The organism is Rhodoplanes tepidamans (genome assembly GCF_030813915.1).
Classification (GTDB): Bacteria; Pseudomonadota; Alphaproteobacteria; order Rhizobiales; family Xanthobacteraceae; genus Rhodoplanes; species Rhodoplanes tepidamans.
Genome location: NZ_JAUSUJ010000006.1, coordinates 192,173 through 213,325, shown reverse-complemented (window position 1 = coordinate 213,325; position 21,153 = coordinate 192,173). Strand labels below are relative to the sequence as shown.

The following is a 21,153-nucleotide window of genomic DNA, read 5'->3' as shown; positions in this document are numbered from 1 at the left end:
CGGCGTCGCGACGCCAGGCTTCGACGAGCGCTCCGAGTTCCTGTACGTATCGGGGCCCGCCGTCCCGAAGCCGAGCCTCGAATGCCCGCCTCGCAACACGTCTCGCCGAAATCCGACATCGCCATCTCGCAGGACGCGCCCAAGCGGCCCATCGTGGAGCTGGCGCGCGAAAAGCTCGGGATCGCGGCGGACGAGCTCGAGCCCTACGGGCGCTACAAGGCCAAGGTGTCGCTCGACTTCGTCGAGACCCTGAAGGACCGGCCGTCCGGGCGGCTGATCCTGGTCTCGGCCATCACGCCGACGCCGGCCGGCGAGGGCAAGACCACCACCACGGTCGGGCTCACCGACGCGCTCGTCCACATCGGCAAGAAGGCGATGCTGTGTCTGCGCGAGCCGAGCCTCGGCCCCTCCTTCGGCCAGAAGGGCGGGGCGGCCGGCGGCGGCTATGCCCAGGTGGTGCCGATGGAGGACATCAACCTCCATTTCACCGGCGACTTCCATGCCATCGGGGCGGCCCACAACCTGCTCGCCGCCATGGTCGACAACCACGTCTACTGGGGCAACGCGCTCGGCATCGACACCCGGCGGGTGACGTGGCGGCGGGTCGTCGACATGAACGACCGGGCGCTGCGCGAGATCGTCTGCTCGCTCGGCGGTGCCGTGAACGGGTTTCCGCGCGAGGCCGGGTTCGACATCACGGTCGCCTCCGAGGTGATGGCGATCTTCTGCCTCGCCGAGAATCTCGCCGACCTGAAGGAACGGCTCGGCGACATCGTCGTCGCCCAGACCCGCGACAAGGCGCCGATCCGGGCGCGCGACCTCGCCGCCAACGGCGCCATGGCGGCGCTCCTCAAGGAGGCGCTGGCCCCGAACCTGGTGCAGACGCTGGAAGGCACGCCGGCCTTCGTGCATGGCGGGCCGTTCGCCAACATTGCGCACGGCTGCAACTCGGTGATCGCCACCCGCACGGCCCTGAAGCTCGCCGACTGGGTGGTGACCGAGGCCGGCTTCGGCGCCGATCTCGGGGCGGAGAAGTTCCTCGACATCAAGTGCCGCAAGACCGGCCTGTCGCCCGACTGCGTCGTCCTGGTCGCCACCATCCGGGCGCTCAAGATGCACGGCGGCGTCCGCAAGGAGGATCTTTTCGCGGAGAACCTCGAGGCGCTGGAGGAGGGGCTCTCCAATCTGCGCCGTCACGTGGAGAACGTGAAAAAATTCGGGCTGGTGCCGGTGGTGTCGATCAATCGCTTCTCGGCCGACACCGTGGCCGAGATCGCACTCGTCCGCGACGCCTGCGCGGCCCTGGGCGTCGAGGCCTGCGTGGCCGACCACTGGGCGGAGGGCGGTGCAGGCGCCGTGGACGTCGCCCGCGCGGTGGTGCGGGCGGCGGAGAGCGGGAAGAGCCGCCTGAATCTGCTATATCCCGACGACATGCCGCTGGTGGAAAAGATCCGCACGGTGGCGCAGCAGATCTACCAGGCCAAGGACATCGCGCTCGACGCGCCGGTCGCCGAGCAGCTCGCCGCCTTCCAGGCGGCCGGCTACGGCAGCCTGCCGGTGTGCATCGCCAAGACCCAGTACAGCTTCTCGACCAATCACGAGATCAAGGGCGCGCCGACCGGCCACATCGTCCATGTGCGCGAGGTGCGCCTCGCCGCCGGCGCCGGCTTCGTGGTCGCCATCTGCGGCGACGTCATGACCATGCCGGGCCTCCCGCGGATCCCCGCCGCCGTCAACATCGACGTCACGCCGGACGGGCGGATTATCGGGCTGTTTTGAAAGTGCTGGCGGGACGTTTTGGCTGTAGGGGAGATCGGGTCACTCGGCAGCAAAGTAGAGATCGTCATCGAGCCACGCATCATAAAGAAAAAATGTGCCACGTACCTCGAATATGACGTAGTTGGCATATCCAAATCTAAACCGATACTCGACGACGTGCTCGTCCGTGACGGGAATGCGCAGGAATCGTAACTTGAGATCTCCGACTTTGTGTGGATTTCTGACGGCGTCATCCAGCGCAACCCGCAACGCCACCCTGTCTTCGGCGGCCATGCGGCTCAACCGATGCTGGACGGTCGGCATTAACTCGATACCGCGGGACCTCCAAGGCAACGCGGCCTCCCTCACAGTTCGGGTCGCGCCAAATCCGATATATGTCTGAAAGTACGTAGTTCAAGCGCAATCTTGACGATTTTTTTACGCCACATTAGCGTCTGATACGCATATTTTCGGCGTTGATTTTGCGCGCGGGAGTGGTTAGGTGCGCAGCAAGGGCCAACGGCCGACATGGAGGACGAGATGGCGCAGGACAAGGTCCGGCTCAATTTGCAGGTGTCGAGCGAGTTGAACCAGATGCTCGAAACCATCGCGGACGACACCGGCACGCAGCGCAGCGACGTGATCCGTCAGGCGCTTGCCTTGATGAAGGTGGCGCACGATGCCAAGCGCCGCGGCAAGCACATCGGCCTAGTCTCCGACCCGGAGAAGCTGGAGACCGAGATCGTAGGATTGCTGTGAGCCGGACTGCGCCCGGCTCGCCGGGCGCAGATCCTCGGGAGAGAGGGCATGTCCCAGGAGCTCGACGTCAACGATATGTTCGCCCGCGCCTCGATCACCATAGCGCCCGAGGAAACTGCCGAGGAGCGGACGGTCCGGCTGGGGAAGGACGACCGCGAGCACCGCATCGAGCACGTCAAGGGAATGATCGTTTTCGGGCTGATCGTGCTGGCTCTGGTGTTGATCGGTGGGCTATGCGCCTACGAAGCGGTGTTCGATGCGGCCGCATCCGCCGACACCCGGCGGTGGGCGCAAACGACGCTCTCGGCGTTGTTCGCCGGCTCCGTCTCGTTCGTGCTCGGACAGATGACGGCGAAGCGGAAGTGATCAATAGCGGCCGGAGGCGTGACGCTCACAACCCCCTCATCACCTTCGCCACCTTCTCCAGATGCGCCGCCCGGGTCGCGTTCGTCGAGACGTTCATGTGATAATGCGCCGTGTAGGTGATCTTGGCGCGCCCGCCGGACAGCACGCGCAGATAGCGCGTGATCACTTTCCGGGGCGGGTCGCCCATGAGAAACGCGGTCCAGCGCGGCCGGCCGTAGGTCGTCACCGCGGCGATCCGCTTAAGATGGGTCAGGGCCGGCTTCACGTTGGCCGGATCGCTGATGTCGAAGGCGACGCCCGGCATCAGCACGCGGTCGAACCAGCCTTTCAGCATCGCCGGCAGGCCGAAGCACCACACCGGGAAGACCAGCACCAGCGCGTCGGCCGCCAGGAGCCGGTCGACGTAGCCCTGGACCGGCCCCTGATTGATCGCGGTGTCGTGATAGGTCAGCCGCTCCTCGCGGGTCAGCACCGGGCTGAACCCCTCGGCGTGGAGGTCGCAGTCGTCGACCGTGTGGCCGGCCTTGCGGAGGGTGTCGACCACGCGGGCATGGACCGCGGCGTTGAAGCTCGTCTCGACCGGATGGGAGTAGATCACCAGCACGCGCATGTCATGTCGTCCAGGGCGGCGCGGAGGCGCGGCCCCTCATTTCCCGTTTCGCTGCTCGCCGTATTGCAGCACCTGGACCTTCTCGATGGTGACGAGGCCCGACGGCATCATGGCGTCGAGCAGCGGCAGGAAGGCCTCGATCTTCTCGGGCGCGTCGACGATCTCGACGACGATCGGCAGATCCGCCGAGAGCCGCAGGATCTTCGTCGTGTGCAGCGTCGACGAATGGCCGAAGCCGAGCGGGCCGCGCAGCACCGTGGCGCCGGCGAGCTTCTGCTCGCGCGCCTTCAGCACGATCGCCTCGTAGAGGGGCGTGCGGTCGAGCTTGTCGTCCTCGCCCACGAAGATTCTCAGGAGAACGGCGTCGCGCGGGACTCTCATAAGGATTCTCCTCACACCCAGCGCATCGTGTTGAACGCGGTGGCGAGGGCGGCGCCCGCCCACACGGCGATCAGGCACAGCGCCACCGAGCCGACGACGTTGCCGCCGGCCTCCAGCCACTGGCCGTCGCGCATCAGCTCGAGCGTCTGGATGCTGAACGACGAGAACGTCGTGAACCCGCCGCAGACGCCGAGCATGACGAACTGGCGCACCGGCGTGCCGACCAGGACGCGGCCGTCCGGCCCGGTGATCACGGCGACGAAGCCGATCACGAAGGAGCCGACCACGTTCACGGTCAGGGTGCCCCAGGGGAAGGTTTCGCCGATCAGGCGTGCCGTCACGCCCGAGCACCAGAAGCGCGCCATGCCGCCGAGCGCGCTGCCGATCGCGATCCAGAGATAAGCCATCTGTCGTCCCGAACCGAATCTCGCCTTCACGGATCCGCACGCGAGCGGCTCGGACGGAGTCCCGCCGCGCGGTGCGGCAGGAGTCATCAGCCGGCGGGATCGACCCGGGGCGGTTTCGGGGGACTCCATCCCCATCGCGACGACCCTAGCGCCGCTTCGGGCACGGGGCAACGGGGTATGGTCCCGGGCTCGCCGGCGCGACGGTTCGCGCCGGGAACGACGCGTGTGCGTTCACGGCGGCGGTACCGACGCCGTCTTCTCGGGCCAGCGGCACAGGTCGGCGATCGGGCAGAGCGGGCAGCGCGGCCTGAGCGCCGTGCAGGTGTAGCGGCCGTGCAGGATCAGCCAGTGGTGGGCGTGCAGCCGGTACGGCTTCGGCACCACCGCCTCGAGCCGGGCCTCGACCTCGAGCGGCGTCTTGCCGGGCGCCAGCCCGGTGCGGTTGCCGACCCGGAAGATGTGGGTGTCGACCGCCATGGTCTCCTGCCCGTAGGCGATGTTGAGCACCACGTTGGCGGTCTTGCGGCCGACGCCCGGCAGCGTCTCCAGCGCCTCGCGGGTCGCCGGCACGGCGCCGCCGTGCTCGGCGATCAGCTGCTGCGAGAGCGCGATGACGTTCTTGGCCTTGGTGTTGAACAGGCCGATCGTCTTGATGAAGTCGCGGACCTTCGCCTCGCCGAGCGCGACCATCTTCTCCGGCGTGTCGGCGACCGCGAACAGGCCGCGGGTCGCCTTGTTGACGCCGGCGTCGGTCGCCTGCGCCGAGAGCACCACGGCGACCAGCAGCGTGAACGGGTTGACGTGCTCGAGCTCGCCCTTCGGCTGCGGATTTTTTGCCTGGAAGCGGCGAAAGATCTCCTCGATGTCCGCCGCGGTCAGGCGTCCGGGCGCGGCGGCCCGCTTCGGTGGCGTCGCCCGCTCGCCCACCGGCGTGGGCGACGCCACCCGCGCAGCCCTCTTGACCGCGGCCTTCGGCTTGCGGCTTGCTTCGGGGCCGCCGGCCTTCGGCTTGCGGATCATCGTCGCGTCACCCGTGTTGTCACGACAGGTCGTCCGGCCAGGAGCGGCCGACCCCCGATCGCCGAACCGTCGGCGTCCGAACCCCCGGTGCCCGAACCCCCGGTCCCCATGGCTTCCTCCTCGTCCGAGCCGCCCCTCTTCTCGGCCGTCGTGACTCCGCACCGCTCGCTCGACCGGGCCGGCGTACGGACCGTGATCCTGCTGCTCGCCGCGGCGAGCGGGGCGCTCGGGCTGGTCTTCGTGGCGGCGGGCGCGTGGCCCGTCACCGGCTTTCTAGGGCTCGACGTCGCGCTCGTCTATTGGGCCTTCCGGATCAACCGCCGCCGCGCCGTCGCCTGCGAGCACGTCCTGGTGACGCCTTCGGTGCTGGCGGTCCGGCGGGTCGACCACACCGGTGCGATCGCCGAATGGACCCTCAACCCGGTGTGGGTGCGGCTCGATCGCGAGGTCGATCCGGACTTCGGCCTGATGCGGATCGCCCTGGTGTCGCACGGGCGCCGGCTCGTGGTCGGCGCCTGGCTGTCCCCGGCCGAGCGCGAGAGCTTCGCCGCGGCGCTGGCCGCGGCGCTGGGCGAGGCGCGGCGGGGGCCGACCCGCACGCCCGCCGCATCGCCCGGAAATCGGGTGGATCCCCCTGCGCCCGGGCCGTAGGCTCGGCATCATGAGCACCATGATCCTGACCGATCCCGTCGAGGTGCGGCCGCCGGTTCGCACCCAGAGCGCCACGCTGGCGCGCGCCGCCGAGGATTACGACCGCGTGCGCCGCGCGATCGCGTTCCTGTCGGAGAACTGGAGACAGCAGCCGGACATCGAGGCGGTGGCGCACGCGGCCGGCCTGTCGACCGATGGCCTCACTGCGCTGTTCCGCCGCTGGGCCGGGCTGACACCGAAGGCCTTTCTCCAGGCGCTCACGCTCGATTACGCCCGAAAGCTGCTGCGCGAGTCGGCGAGCGTGCTCGACGCCGCCTACGAGGTCGGGCTGTCCGGCCCGGGGCGGCTGCACGACCTGTTCGTCACCCACGAGGCGATGTCGCCGGGCGAATGGAAGGCGGGCGGGGCCGGCCTGGTGCTGGACTACGGCTTCCATCCCTCGCCCTTCGGCACCGCCCTGATCATGGGGACGAGCCGCGGGCTCGCCGGCATCGCCTTCGCGGACCAGGGCGGCGAGGCGGCGACGCTGGCCGACATGCAGGCGCGCTGGCCGAACGCGACTTACGTGCGCGATCAGGCCGGCACGGCGGCGCTCGCCCGCCGGGTGTTCGATCCCGCCACCTGGCGGCCCGACCGGCCGCTGCGCATCGTGCTGATCGGCACGGATTTCGAGGTGCGGGTATGGGAGACGCTGCTGCGCGTCCCGCTCGGGCATCTCACCACCTACTCTACGGTCGCCGGAACGCTCCACTCGCCCAAGGCCGCGCGGGCGGTCGGCGCCGCGGTCGGCCGCAATCCGTTGTGCTTCGTCGTCCCGTGCCATCGCGTCGTAGGGAAAAGCGGCGATCTCACCGGCTACCACTGGGGGCTGACCCGCAAGCGCGCCATGATCGGCTGGGAGACCGGCCAGCGCGGAGGGTGAGCCAGTCGGCTTTCAGCCCTCTTTCCTCGCGGGAGAGGGTTCGAGGCCGCGGCGGCGTCGCGCCTCCCATTCCCGTTCCGGTATCGCCTCACCGGCCGTTGACGCGGCGGGTGGGGCGTCCCATTAGTCGGGGGACCGCGCCCTGGGGCCGATTTCGGCGCGGGCAGGGAGATCACCGACATGCAGACGCGTCGTCCCGTCATGCTGGTCATTCTGGACGGATGGGGGTGGCGCGAGGACGCCGCCGACAACGCCGTCCGGCAGGCGAAAACGCCGACATTCGACAGGCTGTGGGCGACCTGCCCGCATGCCTTCCTGCGCACCTCCGGCAAGGACGTCGGCCTGCCCGACGGGCAGATGGGCAATTCCGAGGTCGGGCACCTCAACATCGGCGCCGGCCGGGTGGTCATGCAGGACCTGCCGCGCATCACCGACGCCATCGCCACCGGGGCGATCGAGAAGGCGCCGGCGCTGGTCGGCCTGATCGACACGCTGCGCGAGACCGGCGGCACCTGCCACCTGATGGGCCTCGTCTCGCCGGGCGGCGTCCACTCGCACCAGGACCACGGCGCCGCGGTGGCGGGCATCCTGGCGCTCGCCGGCATCCCGACCGTCATGCACGTCTTCACCGACGGCCGCGACACGCCCCCGCGCTCGGCCGCCGAGTATGTCGAGAAGCTCGTCGCCGACCTGCCGTCGACCGTGCCGATCGCCACCGTCGACGGCCGCTACTACGCCATGGACCGCGACAAGCGCTGGGACCGGGTCGAGAAGGCCTGGGCCGCGATCGTCGAGGCGCAGGGCGCCCGGCACGAGGACGCTGCCGCCGCCATCGCGGCCTCCTATGCGGCGAATGTCGGCGACGAGTTCATCGTCCCGGCCGTGATCGGCGACTATGCCGGCATGAAGGACGGCGACGGCGTGCTGTGCTTCAACTTCCGGGCCGACCGGGTGCGCGAGATCCTCGGCGCGCTGCTCGACCCGGGCTTCTCCGGCTTCCCGCGGCCGCGCACGCCCAAGGTGGCCGTGGCGGCCGGCATGACCCAGTACAGCGAGGCGCTCGACGCCCTGATGGGCACGATCTTCCCGCCCGAGAGCCTGGCCAACGGGCTCGGCCAGGTGACGGCCGCCGCCGGCCGCACCCAGCTGCGCATGGCCGAGACCGAGAAGTACCCGCACGTCACGTATTTCCTCAACGGCGGCGAGGAGAAGCAGTTTCCGGGCGAGGATCGCATCATGGTCCCGTCCCCCAAGGTCGCGACCTACGACCTGCAGCCCGAGATGTCGGCGCCGGAGCTGACCGACAAGGCGGTCGCGGCGATTCGGTCCGGCAAGTACGACCTGATCGTGCTGAACTTCGCCAACCCCGACATGGTCGGCCATACCGGGATTCTCTCGGCCGCCGTCAAGGCGGTGGAGACGGCCGACACCGGGCTCGGCCGCATCGTCGAGGCGATCGGGGACATGGGCGGGGCGCTCCTCGTCACCGCCGACCACGGCAATTGCGAGCTGATGCGCGATCCGGTGACGGGCGGTCCGCACACGGCCCACACGACGAACCCGGTGCCCGTGATGCTTTTCGGCAGCGACGCCAAGAGCCTCGCCGACGGCCGCCTCGCCGACCTCGCGCCGACCCTGCTGGCCCTGATGGAGCTGCCGCAGCCCAAGGAGATGACGGGCAAGTCGCTGATGCGGTGAGTTCTGCTCTCGTCATTCCGGGGCGCGGCGAAGCCGCGAACCCGGAATCCAGACGCGAACTCGGTGTGCTTGGTTGGATTCCGGGTTCGCCGCTGCGCGGCGCCCCGGAATGATCGGATTGAAGCTCAAAAATCCTTCAGCCCGAGCACGTCCATCATCGAGTACAGGCCCGGCGCGCGGCCCTTCGCCCACAGCGCCGCCTTGACGGCGCCGCGCGCGAAGATCATCCGGTCCTCGGCCTTGTGGACGAGCTCGATGCGCTCGGCCGGCCCGGCGAAGATCGCCCAGTGCTCGCCCACCACGGTGCCGCCGCGCAGCGACGCGAAGCCGATGTCGCCCGGCCTGCGGGCGCCGGTGTGGCCGTCGCGGCCGCGGTCGGAGCGGGCGGCGAGGTCGACGCCGCGGCCCTGCGCCGCCGCCTCGCCGAGCAGCAGCGCGGTGCCGGACGGCGCGTCGATCTTCTTGTTGTGGTGCATCTCGAGGATCTCGATGTCGAACTCCTCGTCGAGCGTCGCCGCGACCCGCTTTGCCAGCGCCGCCAGGAGATTGACCCCGAGGCTCATGTTGCCGGACTTCACGATCGGGATCGACGTCGCGGCCGCGGCGATCGCCTGCTCGTCGGCGGCCGAGAAGCCGGTGGTGCCGACGACGTGGAACAGCCCCGCCGCCGCGGCCTGCCCGGCGAGCGCCACCGAGGCCGCCGGGATGGTGAAGTCGATCACGCCGTCCGCCTGGCCGGCGAGCGCGGCGAGGTCGCCCGTCACCGCAATGCCGTTGGCGCCGATCCCGGACAGCTCGCCGGTGTCGCGCCCGACCAGCGGCGAGGCCGGGGCGTCGATCGCGCCGGCCAGCACGGCGCCTTTCGTCTCGGCGATCGCCTTCACCAGCGTGCGGCCCATCCGGCCGCCGGCCCCCGCCACGATCAGTCGAACATCGCTCATCACGCCCTCCTGCCTGTCCGGCCGGTATAGAGGAGGGGTGCGAAGGCGTACAGCAGGGTCGAGACGACATCCGAACGCGGTCGGCCGCCGCTCGTCCCCGCGAAGGCGGGGACGCAGGGGCGGCACGGCGGAGCGGCCCCGGAGTCCCGCTTGCGCGGGAACGAGCGGGCTGTGCGGGCAGACCGATGAGCGCTACGGCTGCGGGCCGTCGTAGCCTTCGACGATGACGAGATCGCCGATCGAGGTGGCGGTGCGCAGAGCCTTGGCGGCCTGGTATTCGGGCGAGCGATAGCAGGCGAGCGCCGTCTCGTAGTCGGGGAACTCGATCACCACCTGGCGCGAGCGCGCCGTGCCCTCGGGGGCCTCGAAGCGGCCGGCCCGCACCAGGAATCGCGCGCCGAACTTGGAGAACGCCGCAGCGTTGGCGGCCACATAGGCCTTGTAGGCCTCGGGATCGGCGACGTCGACGCGGGCGACCCAATATGCCTTGGCCATGGCTACACCTGCTCGTTCGCAGCGGCTTCGATCTCGGCCACGATCGCGTCGGCGGCGGCGCGGGGGTTCGGCGCCGCGACGATCGGCCGTCCGACAACCAGGTAGTCGGCACCGGCCAGGATCGCGTCGCGCGGCGTCTTCACCCGCTTCTGGTCGCCGACCTCCGCGCCGCTCGGGCGGATGCCGGGCGTCACCAGCACCATGCCGTGGCCGATCCGCGGGCGCAGCATCGCGGCCTCCTCGGCCGAGCAGACGAGGCCGTCGACGCCGATGTCGTGCGCCTGCGCGGCGCGCTCGGCGACCAGCTCCGGCACCGTGAAGTCGTAGCCGGCGGCGGCGAGGTCGGCGTCGTCGTAGGAGGTCAGCACCGTGACGGCGAGGATGCGCAGGTTGGAGTCGCCGCGGCCGACCACGGCGGCCTTCATGGTCTGCGGATAGGCGTGCACGGTGAGGAACGTCGCGCCCGTGCGGGCGATGCTCTCGACGCCCTTCTCGACCGTGTTGCCGATGTCGTGCAGCTTGAGGTCGACGAAGACGCGCCGCCCGGTGAAGATCAGCTTCTCGGCGAGCGCGAGCCCGCCCGCGAAGGCGAGCTGGTAGCCGATCTTGTAGAAGGTGACGCCCTCGCCGAGCCGGTCGATCACGGCCTCGGCGGCGTCGACGCTCGGCAGGTCGAGGGCGACGATCAGACGATCGCGCGGGTGTTCCACGGCAGTTCCCCTTGTCGGCCGGTCATGAGACCCTGGGACCGGATTCGCGCCGCCATTTTGGCCAAAGGCCGGCTGGACGGAAGCGAATTTTGCGGGCCGGGGTGCGACGATGGCAGGTTTGCCGCACGGCGATCGGGCGATCGTCGATCTCCGCAAGATCGAGGACTATTGCCTCAGTCCTGCGCATTCACGGGGGCGCCACAAGGCTCGAGTGTTCCGCGTGCGGCTCGGGCTGCAGCGCGACGACTCGAAATGGTTACGGATATTCTGCTCGAGACCGCGCACTCCGGGTCGGCGTCGCAGGTCGCCGCCGATGCGTGAGGGACGCAGTGGCGCCTCGACGTCGTCGTCGAGCGACACGAAAAGCGTGCCGTGGTAAGAAGCATGTGGATCGTACGGGCCGACGAGGACGTTCCGAGATTCGTCAGCTGCTGGGTGCCGTGATGACAGATCGAGCATAGGGCAACCAATATACGCCCGAGCTTCTGGGCGTGGTCGCGCTTCTCGCCGACCGTCCCGCGCGGGGGCTTGTCCGCGGCCAGGTCGGCACGATCGTCGAGCATCTCGACGCGCGGACCGTGCTGGTGGAGTTCAGTGACGACCAGGGCCGCGCCTATGCGCTGGAGCCGTTTTCACGAAACGACCTGTTGACCCTGCATTACCAGCCGGAGACGGCTTGACCGCCGCAGCTGCGCGCTCGTCCGGGCCTGTGTCGTGAGCGACGGGCGCCGTAGGCTCATCCCCGCCGATAGACGAAGACCCGGGCGGGCGGCAGGTTGAGCCAGATGCGCTCGGACGCCTCGGTGCGCACGCGGGCGAGCGAGCGCGGGATCGGCGACACCACCGAATAGGTGAACTGGATGAACGGGCCGCCGGGCTGCAGGAGGCCGAAGGCCTCGTTGAGCAGGCGCAGGCGGGCGCGCAGCGGCTTGGTCATCAGCGGCAGGCCGGAGACGACGGCCGACACCTCGCCGCGCAGGAAGTCGCCGAACAGGCCGCGCAGCCGGTAGGCGTCGCCCTGGATGACGGTCGCGGCCGGGTAGCGAGCGCGCAGCAGGCGGCAGAAGTTGGAGTTGAACTCGACCAGCACGAGGCGGGATTCGTCGACGCCGTGCTCGACCAGCGCCTCCGTGATGGCGCCGGTGCCGGGGCCGAGCTCGATCACCTTGCCGTCGGCCTTGGGATCGACATAGCTCGCCATGGCGCGGGCGAGCGGCTTGCTCGACGGCATGACGGCGCCGATCGCCAGAGGCTTCTCGATCCACGACCGGATGAACCTTACATCGTCGTCGATGCGAAGGCCCTTCCTGGCAGTGCCCACAGCGGACTGAAACGGCATGGTGAACAACGTGGCTGCGACGCGGCAAATTGCTCCGTCACGGAACCGTCACGGGTAAAGGTCTAACGCCTCCGGGTCAACCCCGATCACGAGCGGGGGGCGCTCCGGGCCGGCCCTAGCCCTTGTTTCCGAAGAACTCCTTGACCTTGCCGAAGAAGCCGGCCGACTCCGGATGCGTCGCGGTCGACGACAGCTTCTCGAACTCCACCAGCAGCTCGCGCTGCCGCTTGGTGAGGCTCTGCGGCGTCTCGACCACCACCTGGACGTACATGTCGCCCATCTGTTTCGAGCGCAGCACCGGCATCCCCTTGCCGGACAGGCGGAACCGCCGGCCGGACTGGGTGCCGTCCGGCACCTTCACCTTGGTCTTGCCGCCGTCGATGGTCGGCACCTCGAAGTCGCCGCCCAGCGCCGCCGTCACCATCGAGATCGGCACCCGGCAGTGCAGGTCGGCGCCGTCGCGCTGGAAGAAGGCGTGCGGCGTGATCGACAGGAAGATGTAGAGGTCGCCGGCCGGGCCGCCGCGCACGCCCGCCTCGCCCTCGCTGGCGAGCCGGATGCGGGTGCCGTCCTCGACGCCGGGCGGGATGTTGACCGACAGGGTGCGCTCGCGGGTGACGCGACCGGCGCCGGCGCAGGCCGGGCAGGGGTCGTCGATCACCTGGCCGCGGCCGTGGCAGGCCGGGCAGGTCCGTTCCAGCGTGAAGAAGCCCTGGGCGTGGCGGATCTTGCCGTGGCCGCCGCAGGTCGTGCAGGTCTTCGGCTTGGTGCCGGCCTTGGCGCCGGTGCCGGAGCAGACCTCGCAGGTGACCGAGGTCGGGATGCGGACCGGCGCGACCTTGCCGTGATAGGCCTCCTCCAGCGTGATCTCCATGTTGTAGCGGAGATCGGCGCCGCGCTCGCGGCCGGAGCCGCGGGCCCGCCCGCGCATGCCGAAGAAGTCGTCGAAGATGTCGGCGAAGGTCGAGGCGAAGTCGGCCCCGAAGCCGGGCCCGCCGGCGCCCTGCTCGAAGGCGGCGTGACCGAAGCGGTCGTAGGCGGCCCGCTTGTCGGCGTCCTTCAGGACCTCGTAGGCCTCGTTGACCTCCTTGAACTTGTGCTCGCACTCGCCGTCGCCCGGGTTGCGGTCCGGGTGATACTTCATGGCGAGCTTGCGATAGGCGGTCTTGAGGTCGGACTCGCTGGCGCCGCGCTGGACTCCGAGCACCTCGTAATAGTCGCGCTTGGACATTCAGCCGGTTCCCCACGCACGAAAAACCCTCTCCCCGTCCGGGAGAGGGTGCAGAGCCAATGTCAGCGAGCGAGGCGGGTGAGGGGTGGCGCTCGACATCGAGAAAACGAGAAACGTTCGACGAACAGGATGGACTTCCCGCCCGGCGTCCGGGCGCCTCGCGCCCGAACGCCGCCCCGAGGCATCACGCCGACTTCTTGTTCTTCTTGTCGTCGTCGACCTCGGTGAACTCCGCGTCGACGACGTCTTCCTTCTTGCCGCCGGTGGCGCCGGCGTCGCCGCCGCCGTCGTCCTGCGACTGCTTGTACATCGCCTCGCCGAGCTTCATCGAGGCCTGAGCCAGCGTGTTGGTCTTGGCCTTGATCGCCTCGGCGTCGTCACCCTTGAGGGCCTCGCGCAGATCGGAGAGGGCATCCTCGATCATGCGACGCTCGTTGTCGCCGACCTTGGAGCCGTGCTCGGCGAGCGCCTTCTCGGTCGAGTGGACCAGCGCCTCGGCGTGGTTCTTGGCCTCGACGGCGGCCTTGCGCTTCTTGTCGTCCTCCGAGTGCGCCTCGGCGTCCTTCACCATGCGCTCGATGTCGGACTGCGACAGGCCGCCCGACGCCTGGATGCGGATCTGCTGCTCCTTGGCGGTCGCCTTGTCCTTGGCCGAGACGTTGACGATGCCGTTGGCGTCGATGTCGAACGACACCTCGATCTGCGGCACGCCGCGCGGCGCCGGCGGGATGCCCATCAGGTCGAACTGGCCGAGCAGCTTGTTGTCGGCCGCCATCTCGCGCTCGCCCTGGAAGACCCGGATGGTGACGGCGTTCTGGTTGTCTTCCGCCGTCGAGAACACCTGGCTCTTCTTGGTCGGGATCGTGGTGTTGCGGTCGATGATGCGGGTGAACACGCCGCCCAGCGTCTCGATGCCGAGCGACAGCGGGGTCACGTCGAGCAGCAGCACGTCCTTGACGTCGCCCTGCAGCACGCCGGCCTGGATCGAGGCGCCGATCGCCACCACCTCGTCCGGGTTGACGCCCTTGTGGGGCTCGCGGCCGAAGAACTGGCGCACCACCTCCTGCACCTTCGGCATGCGGGTCATGCCGCCGACCAGCACCACCTCGTTGACCTCGCCGGCGGACAGGCCGGCGTCCTTGAGCGCCAGCCGGCACGGCTCGACGGTCTTCTGGATCAGGTCGTCGACCAGCGCTTCGAACTTGGCGCGGGTGAGCTTCATCGTGAGGTGCTTCGGGCCGGAGGCGTCGGCCGTGATGTAGGGCAGGTTGATCTCGGTCTGCGAGGTCGAGGAGAGCTCGATCTTGGCGGCCTCGGCGGCCTCCTTCAGGCGCTGCAGCGCGAGCTTGTCGCGGCGCAGGTCGATGCCCTGCTCCTTCTGGAACTCGTCGGCCAGGTAGTTGACCAGCCTCATGTCGAAGTCTTCGCCGCCGAGGAAGGTGTCGCCGTTGGTCGACTTCACCTCGAAGACGCCGTCGCCGATCTCCAGGATCGAGATGTCGAAGGTGCCGCCGCCGAGGTCGTAGACCGCGATGACGCCCTGCTTCTGCTTGTCGAGGCCGTAGGCGAGCGCCGCCGCGGTCGGCTCGTTGATGATGCGCAGCACCTCGAGGCCGGCGATGCGACCGGCGTCCTTGGTGGCCTGGCGCTGGGCGTCGTTGAAGTAGGCCGGGACCGTGATGACGGCCTGGGTGACCTTCTGGCCGAGATACGACTCGGCCGTCTCCTTCATCTTCTGCAGCGTGAAGGCGGAGATCTGCGAGGGCGAGTAGGTCTTGCCGTCCGCCTCGACCCAGGCGTCGCCGTTCGAGGCGCGCACGATCTTGTAGGGGACGAGCTTCTTGTCCTTCTCCACCATCGGGTCGTCGTAGCGGCGCCCGATGAGGCGCTTGACGGCGAAGAACGTCCGCTCCGGATTGGTGACCGCCTGGCGCTTCGCCGGCTGGCCGACCAGCCGCTCGCCGTCGTCCGTGAAGGCGACGATCGACGGGGTGGTGTTCTTGCCTTCCGAGTTCTCGATGACCTTCGGCGTCTTGCCTTCCATCACGGCGACGCAAGAGTTGGTCGTGCCGAGGTCGATGCCGATGACCTTGCCCATTGTCTCTGTCCTTTCTTCGCAGCAGGCCGGCCGAGCCTGAACAGCACCCGGAAGCGTCCGCAGGCCTCGCGCCTGCACTGATGCCTTGGGTCCGGCCCCTTGGAAATAACGGCATCCGCCCCTGCGGGGCGGGTTCGAAAGGTCATATAGGAGGGCCCTCATAGGCCGCAAGGCGGACGTTCTGCAAATCCGGCCTCGGTTCCGGGCCTGGACCCGGGGCCGCCCGCCCGCCGGTGCCGGGCCCCGGCCGGCGGGCCCGGCCCCGGCCGGCCCGCAACCGGGCGTGAATTAACCCGCCTGCAATCGTGTGCTGCGAGCATGGGCGGCGGGCCGGTCACGCCGGGGGGCAGCTGTCCCGGGCGGATCGGGCGTGGCCGAGGTGGCAGAGCGCGGGGCCGACATGAGACTGCTCGAGGTCGTCGAGGCGTTGCCGGCGTCGGCCGGCCGCCGGACCACGTATCTGCGCGCGCTGGTCGCGCTGTTCGGCCTCGTGCTGGCGCTCACGACGATGCGCTTCGCCCTGCTGCCGCCGGGCCCGACGGCCCGCATCCCGGTCGACTTCGACGCCTTCCGGCTCGCCGGCGACCTCGTCCTGAACGGCCGGGTCGACCTCGCCTACCGGTTCGCCGATTTCGGTGCGCTGCTGAGAGCACAGTTCGGCGGCAGGCAGTTCCTGCCCTGGACCTATCCGCCGCCCTTCGACCTGCTGGTCGCGCCGCTGGCCCTGGTGCCGGTCTGGCTCGCCTATCCGGCGGCGATGGCCGGTACGCTCGTGGCCTACCTCGCGGCGCTGCGGCGCCTCGCCCCCGAAAGCGCCGTGCCGGCCCTGATCCTGTTCGCCCCGTCCGTCCTGATGACCATCCGCTGCGGTCAGAACGGGCTGCTGACCGGTGCCCTGATCGCCTGGACCTGCGCCGGGCTCCTGGCCGGGCGAGCCGAAACCAGCCGGGCCGAGACCGGCCGGGCCACGCCCGGCGGGGCCGCGGTCGCCGAGGCCGCTTTCGCGCAGGCCTGGGCCGGGGTCCCGCTCGGCCTGATGGTGATCAAGCCGCATCTCGCTGCCGCCTTCGCGGTCTACGTGGTGCTGGGCGGGCGCTGGGGCGTCGCAGCGGTCGCCGTCGGAACGGCGGCCGCGGTGTCGGCGGTCGCCACGCTGGTGCTCGGGCCCGGCGTCTGGGTCGCCTTCGCGGGCGGCGTCCAGGAGGCGAAGGTCTTCCTGTCCGAGGGCTGGTATCCGCTGTACCGGATGGTCTCGCCCTATGCGGCGCTCCACACGATGGGCGCCGGTCCGTCCGCGGCGATGGCGGTGCAGATCGCCGTGGCGGTCGCGGCGCTCGCCGCGGTCGGCTGGGCGGTCCGCCGGCTGCCGATCCGGCCGGCCCTCGGCATCACCGCGGTCGCGGCGCTGCTGGTCAGCCCTTACGCCTACGACTACGACCTGACGATCGTGGCGGTCGGCATCGCCCTCCTGCTGCCCGACCTGATCAGGCTCGGGCGCCCGCCGGAGCGCGCCGTCGTCTATCTCATGTGCCTGGTCGCCGGCGTTTTCGGGCTCGCCCAGTCGAGCCTCGTGGCGCTCGGCCTCGGACCGGTGCCGGATCCGCCCTTCGGCGACATGCCGGTCTCCGGCGGCGGGATCGCCCTGGTCGTCCTGCTCGGCCTGGTGTGCCGGATCGTCGGCCGGGGCGCCGTCACGGCGGCGGCGCGGCCGCGTCCGGCGTGAACCGGTAGATGGCGAGCGCCTCGTCCGGCACGGCCGCGACCGGCGTCAGCCAGGCCGGCGGATCGCCGGCGGCGAGGCGTGCCGCGAGTCCGCCCGGGGCTGCCGTGGGAACAACCGGCACAGCCCGGCACACCGCCACGTAGACGTGGGGCGAGAGCGCGGCCCATCGCTCGAGCTGGGGCCGGGCCTCCTCGGGAGCGGAGCGGAAGACGCGGTCGGTCGCGAGGATCGCGGCCGACAGCCGGTGATAGGGGCCGCCGATCACCCGGTGCGGCGTCGTCGCCAGGATCGGCGGCCCATGATCGATCGGCGCCACCACCAGCCCGGGCGGCAAGGCGGCGAGCGTCCGGTGGCTCGCCTCGGTCAGGCAGGCGCGCGCCGCGGCATCGGCGGCGGGCAGGTCGCCCGGTCCGGGCCCGGCCAGAATCCGGACCGCGGCGGCGGCGAGGGCGCCGGCGACCGCCGGGGCGACCAGCACGGCGGCGGCCACCCGGAGCGCCGGGCGGGCGCCGGCGAGCCGGGCCAGGACGGCGGCCACGACCGGCAGGCCGAACCACGTCGCATAGGCGTAGAACTTGGCGTTGCCGAGGGTGAGCAGCCCGGCCGCGGCGACCGCTGCCGCGACCGTGAGGCAGGCGAAGTCCGTCCGGCGGACCGGATCGCGCAGCAGCAGGCCGGCGGCGGCGAGGGCGATCAGCGGGAAGGCCGCCACCGTCGCGGCGACGGCCGGGCTCGCCCGCGCCACGGTCAGGAGCGGCTGGCTCTCCCGCACTTGGTCGAGCCAGAGCGGCCCCACCGCCGGGTCCATCAGGGCGAAGGGGCCACGCCGGCAGTCCGGTTCGATCGCCAGCGACAGGGCGGCCGCCACGGCGGCCAGGAGCGCCAGCCCGAGCAGCCGGGTGCTCCGGCGCTCCGGCGCGAGCCGGCCCAGCGCCGCGAGCCCCAGCCCGGCGATCACCACGGGCGCGGCCGTGTTCACGGTGAGGGCGTCGCACTGCGTGAACAGCCAGCGCGCCGGCACGACCGTTCCGAGAAACACCGCCGCCGTGCCGGCCGCCAGTGCGAGCCCGTAGGCGGCGAGCGCCGGGCCGGTGGCGCGGTCGGCGGCGAAGCGCAACGCCGGCGCGACCCCGCACAGGGCCAGGAAGGCGAGGCTCTCGAAGCCGATCGCCAGCGCCACCGCGGTAAGGCCGCCGGCGGCGGCCGCGCGGCCCCATCGCCGCCGGTCGGACGCGACCACGGCGGCGAGCACCATGACGGCGAGGGCGATCTGGACGTTGTGGTGGTCGATGCGGCCCGGCACGAACTGCTGGAAGGCCGGCAGGCCGAGCACCAGCAGCAGGGCGGCGGGCGCGAGCGCGGCGGTCCCGGCGAGCCGCGCCGATGTGATCAGGACCGCCGCCATGGCCGGGATCAGCCACAGGAGCGGCCAGACGGTGCGCATCAGCCGCTCGGCCAGGGCCGGCGCCGTGGCCAGCGAGACCAGGCCGTACAGGCCGGCGAGGCCGGCATCGATCAGCCGCGACCAGTGGGTATCGTAGCCGGCCGGCGGATTCATCCGCGGCTCGTGCAGGTCGAACCAGCCCTGGCCGGCCAGGAAGGCGCGGACCTCGACCAGCCGCATCGCGTCGTCGGTGTCCGACAGGACGTCGGCCGTGCCGGCCCAGTACAGCACCAGGAGCTGGGCCGCGACGGCGAGCCAGACGAGCCCGGTCAGGACCGCGACGCGTCGGACGAGGGGCGGTGCGTCCGGCATGGCGGCTCGCGGAGGGACGACGGGGCTGGCGTCAGTACTGCCGCGGGGCCGTTGACGATCCATTAAGCCTCCCCGAAATCGCCGGAAACTCCGCCGGTTCCGGACTCCGGCCATTAAGGATCGCCGGCGAAAACTGGAGGCCTCGATGCCGGAGGTCCGCCCCGTCGCGGCCGCCGGATCGCCAGTGCGTGGGGGCGGGGTGGTGATGTCGGCGGCAGGCAACGAGCTCGACGCGGGTGCGCTCGGCGTGCCCGGGCGCGTCCGGCGTCTCGTCGAGCGGCTGCCGCGGCCGCTGCGCTTCCTCGGCGTCGGCGGCATCGGTCTCGCCACCGATCTCGCGGTGTTCACCGCGATCCCGCAGCATCTCGACCATCCGCTCGCGGTGCGGCTCGTCTCCCTGGCGGTGGCGACGCTCGTCACCTGGCAGCTCAACCGTGCCGTGACGTTCGCGCGAAGCGGCCGCCGCGTGCATGCGGAGGCGATGCGCTACGCCGTCGTCACGGCCGTCGCGCAGGGCACGAGCTACGCCGTCTTCGCCGTGCTGGTTCTCACCGTCCTCGGCTTCCTGCCGCAGGCCGCCACCGTGATCGGGGCGGCGATCGCCGCCATCGTCTCCTACAACGGGCATCGGCTCTACGCCTTCGCGCCGACCGCCGCGACTCGCTCCGGAGTGATCGAGCCATGACCTCTCGACCCACGACGTCCCGCACGGCCGGCGGCCACACCGACGTGTTCGTGATCGGCGCCGGGCCGGCCGGGCTCACCGCCGCCTACTGCCTCAGCAAGCACACGCCGTCGGTCGTGGTGATCGAGAAGGACCCGGTGCATGTCGGCGGCATCAGCCGCACCGTGGCCCATGACGGCTTCCTGTTCGACATCGGCGGCCATCGCTTCTTCTCGAAGTCGAAGGAGGTGGTCGACCTCTGGAACGAGATCCTGCCCGACGACTTCGTCGACCGGCCGCGCCTGTCGCGCATCTTCTACGGCGGCAAGTTCTACTCCTATCCGCTCGACGCCATGGAGGCGCTGCGCAATCTCGGGCTGGTCGAGAGCGCGGCCTGCGTCCTGTCCTACCTGAAGGCGCGCGCCACCCCGATCGCCGCCCCAGCCACGTTCCACGAGTGGGTGCGCAACCAGTTCGGCGAGCGGCTGTTTTCCATCTTCTTCAAGACCTACACCGAGAAGGTGTGGGGCATGTCGTGCGACGCGATCTCGTCCGACTGGGCCGCCCAGCGCATCAAGGGGCTCGACCTCAAGGTCGCCGTGACGAACGCGCTTCGCCGCTCCTTCGGGACGAAGACGCCGAAGCCGCCGGTGCCCGGCGAGCCGGTGGTGAAGACGCTGATCGAGACTTTCCGCTACCCCCGAAAAGGCCCCGGCATGATGTGGGAGGCGGCGGCGCGCAAGATCGAGGAGCGCGGCGCCAGGGTGCTGATGGGCCGCGATCTCGTCTCGCTCGCCTACGACGAGAGACGCGAATTGTGGGACATCGAGGTCGCGACCGCCGACGGGCCCGAGCGCTACACGGCCTGGCACGTGATCAGCTCCGCCCCGCTCGCCGAGCTGGTGGAGAAAATCCGGCCGCGGCCGATCTCCACCTTCCACGCCCGCTCCCTGCGCTACCGCGACTTCCTCACCGTCGCCCTGATGGTCGACAAGCCCGACCTCTTCCCGGACAACTGGATCTACATCCACGATCCGTCCGTGCAGGTCGGCCGGGTGCAGAACTTCCGCTCCTGGTCGCCCGAGATGGTGCCGAGCGGCAAGACCTGCCTCGGGCTCGAGTATTTCTGCTTCGAGGGCGACGGCCTGTGGGCCGCGCCGGACGAGGAGCTGATCGCGCTCGCCACCCGCGAGGTGGCGCAGATCGGCCTGGTCGCGGCGGCGGACGTGACGGGCGGCTGCGTGGTGCGCCAGCCCAAGGCCTATCCGGTCTACGACGACGCCTACCGGGAGAACGTCGCGACGATCCGACGCGACCTCGAGCTCGGCTGCCCGAACCTGCACGTCGTCGGCCGCAACGGCATGCACAAGTACAACAACCAGGACCACGCGATGATGACGGCGATGCTCACCGCCGAGAACATCCTCGCCGGCGAGCGCCGGTGGGACGTGTGGAACGTCAACGAAGACGCCGAGTATCACGAGGCCGGGCGCGAGCTCTCCCGCGACGGCGTGCGGGCGGCGCTGGCGAGCGAGCGGCCGGTGCCGCGCAAGGCCGGCCGGGCGGCGTGACCGCGACCCGCGGGCGCGGGCCGGGCGGCCGGTCGCGGGGCGGCCGGTGGTCA

The 21,153-nt window shown here is 70.5% G+C and carries 23 protein-coding genes, 1 pseudogene and 1 riboswitch; of the genes and pseudogenes, 12 read left to right on the top strand and 12 right to left on the bottom strand.

Going from position 1 to position 21,153, the window contains the following annotated elements:
* The first annotated feature begins 81 nt into the window (after positions 1–81).
* A complete protein-coding gene (locus J2S22_RS09820) occupies positions 82–1,779 on the top strand; it encodes a formate--tetrahydrofolate ligase (RefSeq protein ID WP_272777103.1) in 1,698 nt (565 codons plus the stop codon).
* A gap of 39 nt (positions 1,780–1,818) precedes the next feature.
* On the opposite strand, the gene J2S22_RS09815 is transcribed toward J2S22_RS09820, so the two are convergent.
* Positions 1,819–2,052, bottom strand: a complete 234-nt coding sequence (locus J2S22_RS09815; protein WP_272777102.1) for a hypothetical protein — start codon at positions 2,050–2,052, stop codon at positions 1,819–1,821.
* A gap of 246 nt (positions 2,053–2,298) precedes the next feature.
* On the opposite strand from J2S22_RS09815, the gene J2S22_RS09810 reads away from it, so the two are divergent.
* Positions 2,299–2,517 (top strand): hypothetical protein, encoded by a 219-nt coding sequence (locus J2S22_RS09810; RefSeq protein WP_272777101.1) that lies wholly within the window; start codon positions 2,299–2,301, stop codon positions 2,515–2,517.
* Between the two features lie 48 nt (positions 2,518–2,565).
* Complete coding sequence (locus J2S22_RS09805) at positions 2,566–2,883, top strand: hypothetical protein (protein WP_272777100.1); 318 nt, start codon at positions 2,566–2,568, stop codon at positions 2,881–2,883.
* Positions 2,884–2,908: 25 nt separating this feature from the next.
* Here J2S22_RS09805 and J2S22_RS09800 read toward each other — a convergent pair whose 3' ends face one another.
* From J2S22_RS09800 to nth, 4 genes are all read right to left on the bottom strand, one after another.
* The gene (locus J2S22_RS09800) at positions 2,909–3,493 is read right to left on the bottom strand and encodes an NAD(P)H-dependent oxidoreductase (RefSeq protein ID WP_272777099.1); all 585 of its coding nucleotides are present in this window, start codon (positions 3,491–3,493) and stop codon (positions 2,909–2,911) included.
* Positions 3,494–3,529: 36 nt separating this feature from the next.
* Entirely contained in the window at positions 3,530–3,874 is a 345-nt protein-coding gene (locus J2S22_RS09795) for a DUF190 domain-containing protein (protein WP_272777098.1), read from the bottom strand.
* A gap of 11 nt (positions 3,875–3,885) precedes the next feature.
* Positions 3,886–4,281: a fluoride efflux transporter CrcB gene (crcB, locus tag J2S22_RS09790; RefSeq protein ID WP_272777097.1), complete on the bottom strand. Its 396-nt coding sequence runs from the start codon at positions 4,279–4,281 to the stop codon at positions 3,886–3,888.
* Between the two features lie 70 nt (positions 4,282–4,351).
* Positions 4,352–4,423, bottom strand: a riboswitch (Fluoride riboswitch).
* An 89-nt stretch (positions 4,424–4,512) separates the two neighbouring features.
* Complete coding sequence (gene nth / locus J2S22_RS09785; RefSeq protein WP_272777096.1) at positions 4,513–5,301, bottom strand: endonuclease III; 789 nt, start codon at positions 5,299–5,301, stop codon at positions 4,513–4,515.
* Positions 5,302–5,409: 108 nt separating this feature from the next.
* Between nth and J2S22_RS09780 the strand changes: the two genes are divergently transcribed.
* The 3 genes from J2S22_RS09780 to gpmI all read left to right on the top strand — a co-directional run bounded on the left by J2S22_RS09780 (position 5,410) and on the right by gpmI (position 8,572).
* Entirely contained in the window at positions 5,410–5,952 is a 543-nt protein-coding gene (locus tag J2S22_RS09780; protein WP_272777095.1) for a DUF2244 domain-containing protein, read from the top strand.
* Between the two features lie 19 nt (positions 5,953–5,971).
* Positions 5,972–6,874: a bifunctional helix-turn-helix domain-containing protein/methylated-DNA--[protein]-cysteine S-methyltransferase gene (locus J2S22_RS09775; RefSeq protein WP_272777149.1), complete on the top strand. Its 903-nt coding sequence runs from the start codon at positions 5,972–5,974 to the stop codon at positions 6,872–6,874.
* 180 nt (positions 6,875–7,054) lie between these two features.
* A complete protein-coding gene (gpmI, locus tag J2S22_RS09770) occupies positions 7,055–8,572 on the top strand; it encodes a 2,3-bisphosphoglycerate-independent phosphoglycerate mutase (protein WP_272777094.1) in 1,518 nt (505 codons plus the stop codon).
* 125 nt (positions 8,573–8,697) lie between these two features.
* Here gpmI and dapB read toward each other — a convergent pair whose 3' ends face one another.
* From dapB to pyrF, 3 genes are all read right to left on the bottom strand, one after another.
* Entirely contained in the window at positions 8,698–9,513 is an 816-nt protein-coding gene (gene dapB / locus J2S22_RS09765) for a 4-hydroxy-tetrahydrodipicolinate reductase (RefSeq protein WP_272777093.1), read from the bottom strand.
* A gap of 192 nt (positions 9,514–9,705) precedes the next feature.
* Positions 9,706–10,008, bottom strand: coding sequence for a DUF1330 domain-containing protein (locus J2S22_RS09760; protein ID WP_272777092.1), 303 nt, complete (start codon positions 10,006–10,008; stop codon positions 9,706–9,708).
* Between the two features lie 2 nt (positions 10,009–10,010).
* Positions 10,011–10,718: an orotidine-5'-phosphate decarboxylase gene (pyrF, locus tag J2S22_RS09755; RefSeq protein ID WP_272777091.1), complete on the bottom strand. Its 708-nt coding sequence runs from the start codon at positions 10,716–10,718 to the stop codon at positions 10,011–10,013.
* Between the two features lie 109 nt (positions 10,719–10,827).
* Here pyrF and J2S22_RS30900 point away from each other — a divergent pair, with 109 nt between their 5' ends.
* The 3 genes and pseudogenes from J2S22_RS30900 to J2S22_RS09750 all read left to right on the top strand — a co-directional run bounded on the left by J2S22_RS30900 (position 10,828) and on the right by J2S22_RS09750 (position 11,398).
* Positions 10,828–11,097 (top strand): DUF6883 domain-containing protein, encoded by a 270-nt coding sequence (locus tag J2S22_RS30900; RefSeq protein WP_367618323.1) that lies wholly within the window; start codon positions 10,828–10,830, stop codon positions 11,095–11,097.
* Positions 11,052–11,162: pseudogene (locus tag J2S22_RS30895) on the top strand (DUF6883 domain-containing protein); the annotation flags it as partial. The gene J2S22_RS30900 and the pseudogene J2S22_RS30895, both read left to right, overlap by 46 nt.
* 47 nt (positions 11,163–11,209) lie before the next feature.
* The gene (locus J2S22_RS09750; RefSeq protein WP_272777090.1) at positions 11,210–11,398 is read left to right on the top strand and encodes a DUF4926 domain-containing protein; all 189 of its coding nucleotides are present in this window, start codon (positions 11,210–11,212) and stop codon (positions 11,396–11,398) included.
* Positions 11,399–11,454: 56 nt separating this feature from the next.
* On the opposite strand, the gene J2S22_RS09745 is transcribed toward J2S22_RS09750, so the two are convergent.
* The 3 genes from J2S22_RS09745 to dnaK form a co-directional block, all read right to left on the bottom strand.
* Positions 11,455–12,057 (bottom strand): class I SAM-dependent methyltransferase, encoded by a 603-nt coding sequence (locus J2S22_RS09745; RefSeq protein ID WP_272777089.1) that lies wholly within the window; start codon positions 12,055–12,057, stop codon positions 11,455–11,457.
* Between the two features lie 115 nt (positions 12,058–12,172).
* Complete coding sequence (gene dnaJ, locus J2S22_RS09740) at positions 12,173–13,288, bottom strand: molecular chaperone DnaJ (protein WP_272777088.1); 1,116 nt, start codon at positions 13,286–13,288, stop codon at positions 12,173–12,175.
* 184 nt (positions 13,289–13,472) lie between these two features.
* On the bottom strand, positions 13,473–15,386 hold the full coding sequence (gene dnaK, locus J2S22_RS09735) for a molecular chaperone DnaK (protein WP_272777087.1): 1,914 nt from the start codon (positions 15,384–15,386) through the stop codon (positions 13,473–13,475).
* Between the two features lie 400 nt (positions 15,387–15,786).
* Between dnaK and J2S22_RS09730 the strand changes: the two genes are divergently transcribed.
* Positions 15,787–17,109 carry a glycosyltransferase family 87 protein gene (locus tag J2S22_RS09730; protein ID WP_272777086.1) on the top strand — a complete coding sequence of 441 codons (1,323 nt, stop codon included), beginning with the start codon at positions 15,787–15,789 and terminating at the stop codon, positions 17,107–17,109.
* On the opposite strand, the gene J2S22_RS09725 is transcribed toward J2S22_RS09730, so the two are convergent.
* Positions 17,078–18,865: a hypothetical protein gene (locus J2S22_RS09725; RefSeq protein WP_272777085.1), complete on the bottom strand. Its 1,788-nt coding sequence runs from the start codon at positions 18,863–18,865 to the stop codon at positions 17,078–17,080. The genes J2S22_RS09730 and J2S22_RS09725 overlap by 32 nt on opposite strands.
* A gap of 145 nt (positions 18,866–19,010) precedes the next feature.
* On the opposite strand from J2S22_RS09725, the gene J2S22_RS09720 reads away from it, so the two are divergent.
* Both J2S22_RS09720 and J2S22_RS09715 read left to right on the top strand, forming a co-directional pair.
* Entirely contained in the window at positions 19,011–19,550 is a 540-nt protein-coding gene (locus J2S22_RS09720; protein WP_272777084.1) for a GtrA family protein, read from the top strand.
* Positions 19,547–21,100 carry an NAD(P)/FAD-dependent oxidoreductase gene (locus tag J2S22_RS09715; protein ID WP_272777083.1) on the top strand — a complete coding sequence of 518 codons (1,554 nt, stop codon included), beginning with the start codon at positions 19,547–19,549 and terminating at the stop codon, positions 21,098–21,100. The genes J2S22_RS09720 and J2S22_RS09715 overlap by 4 nt, the downstream gene beginning before the upstream one ends.
* Positions 21,101–21,153: the final 53 nt, after the last annotated feature.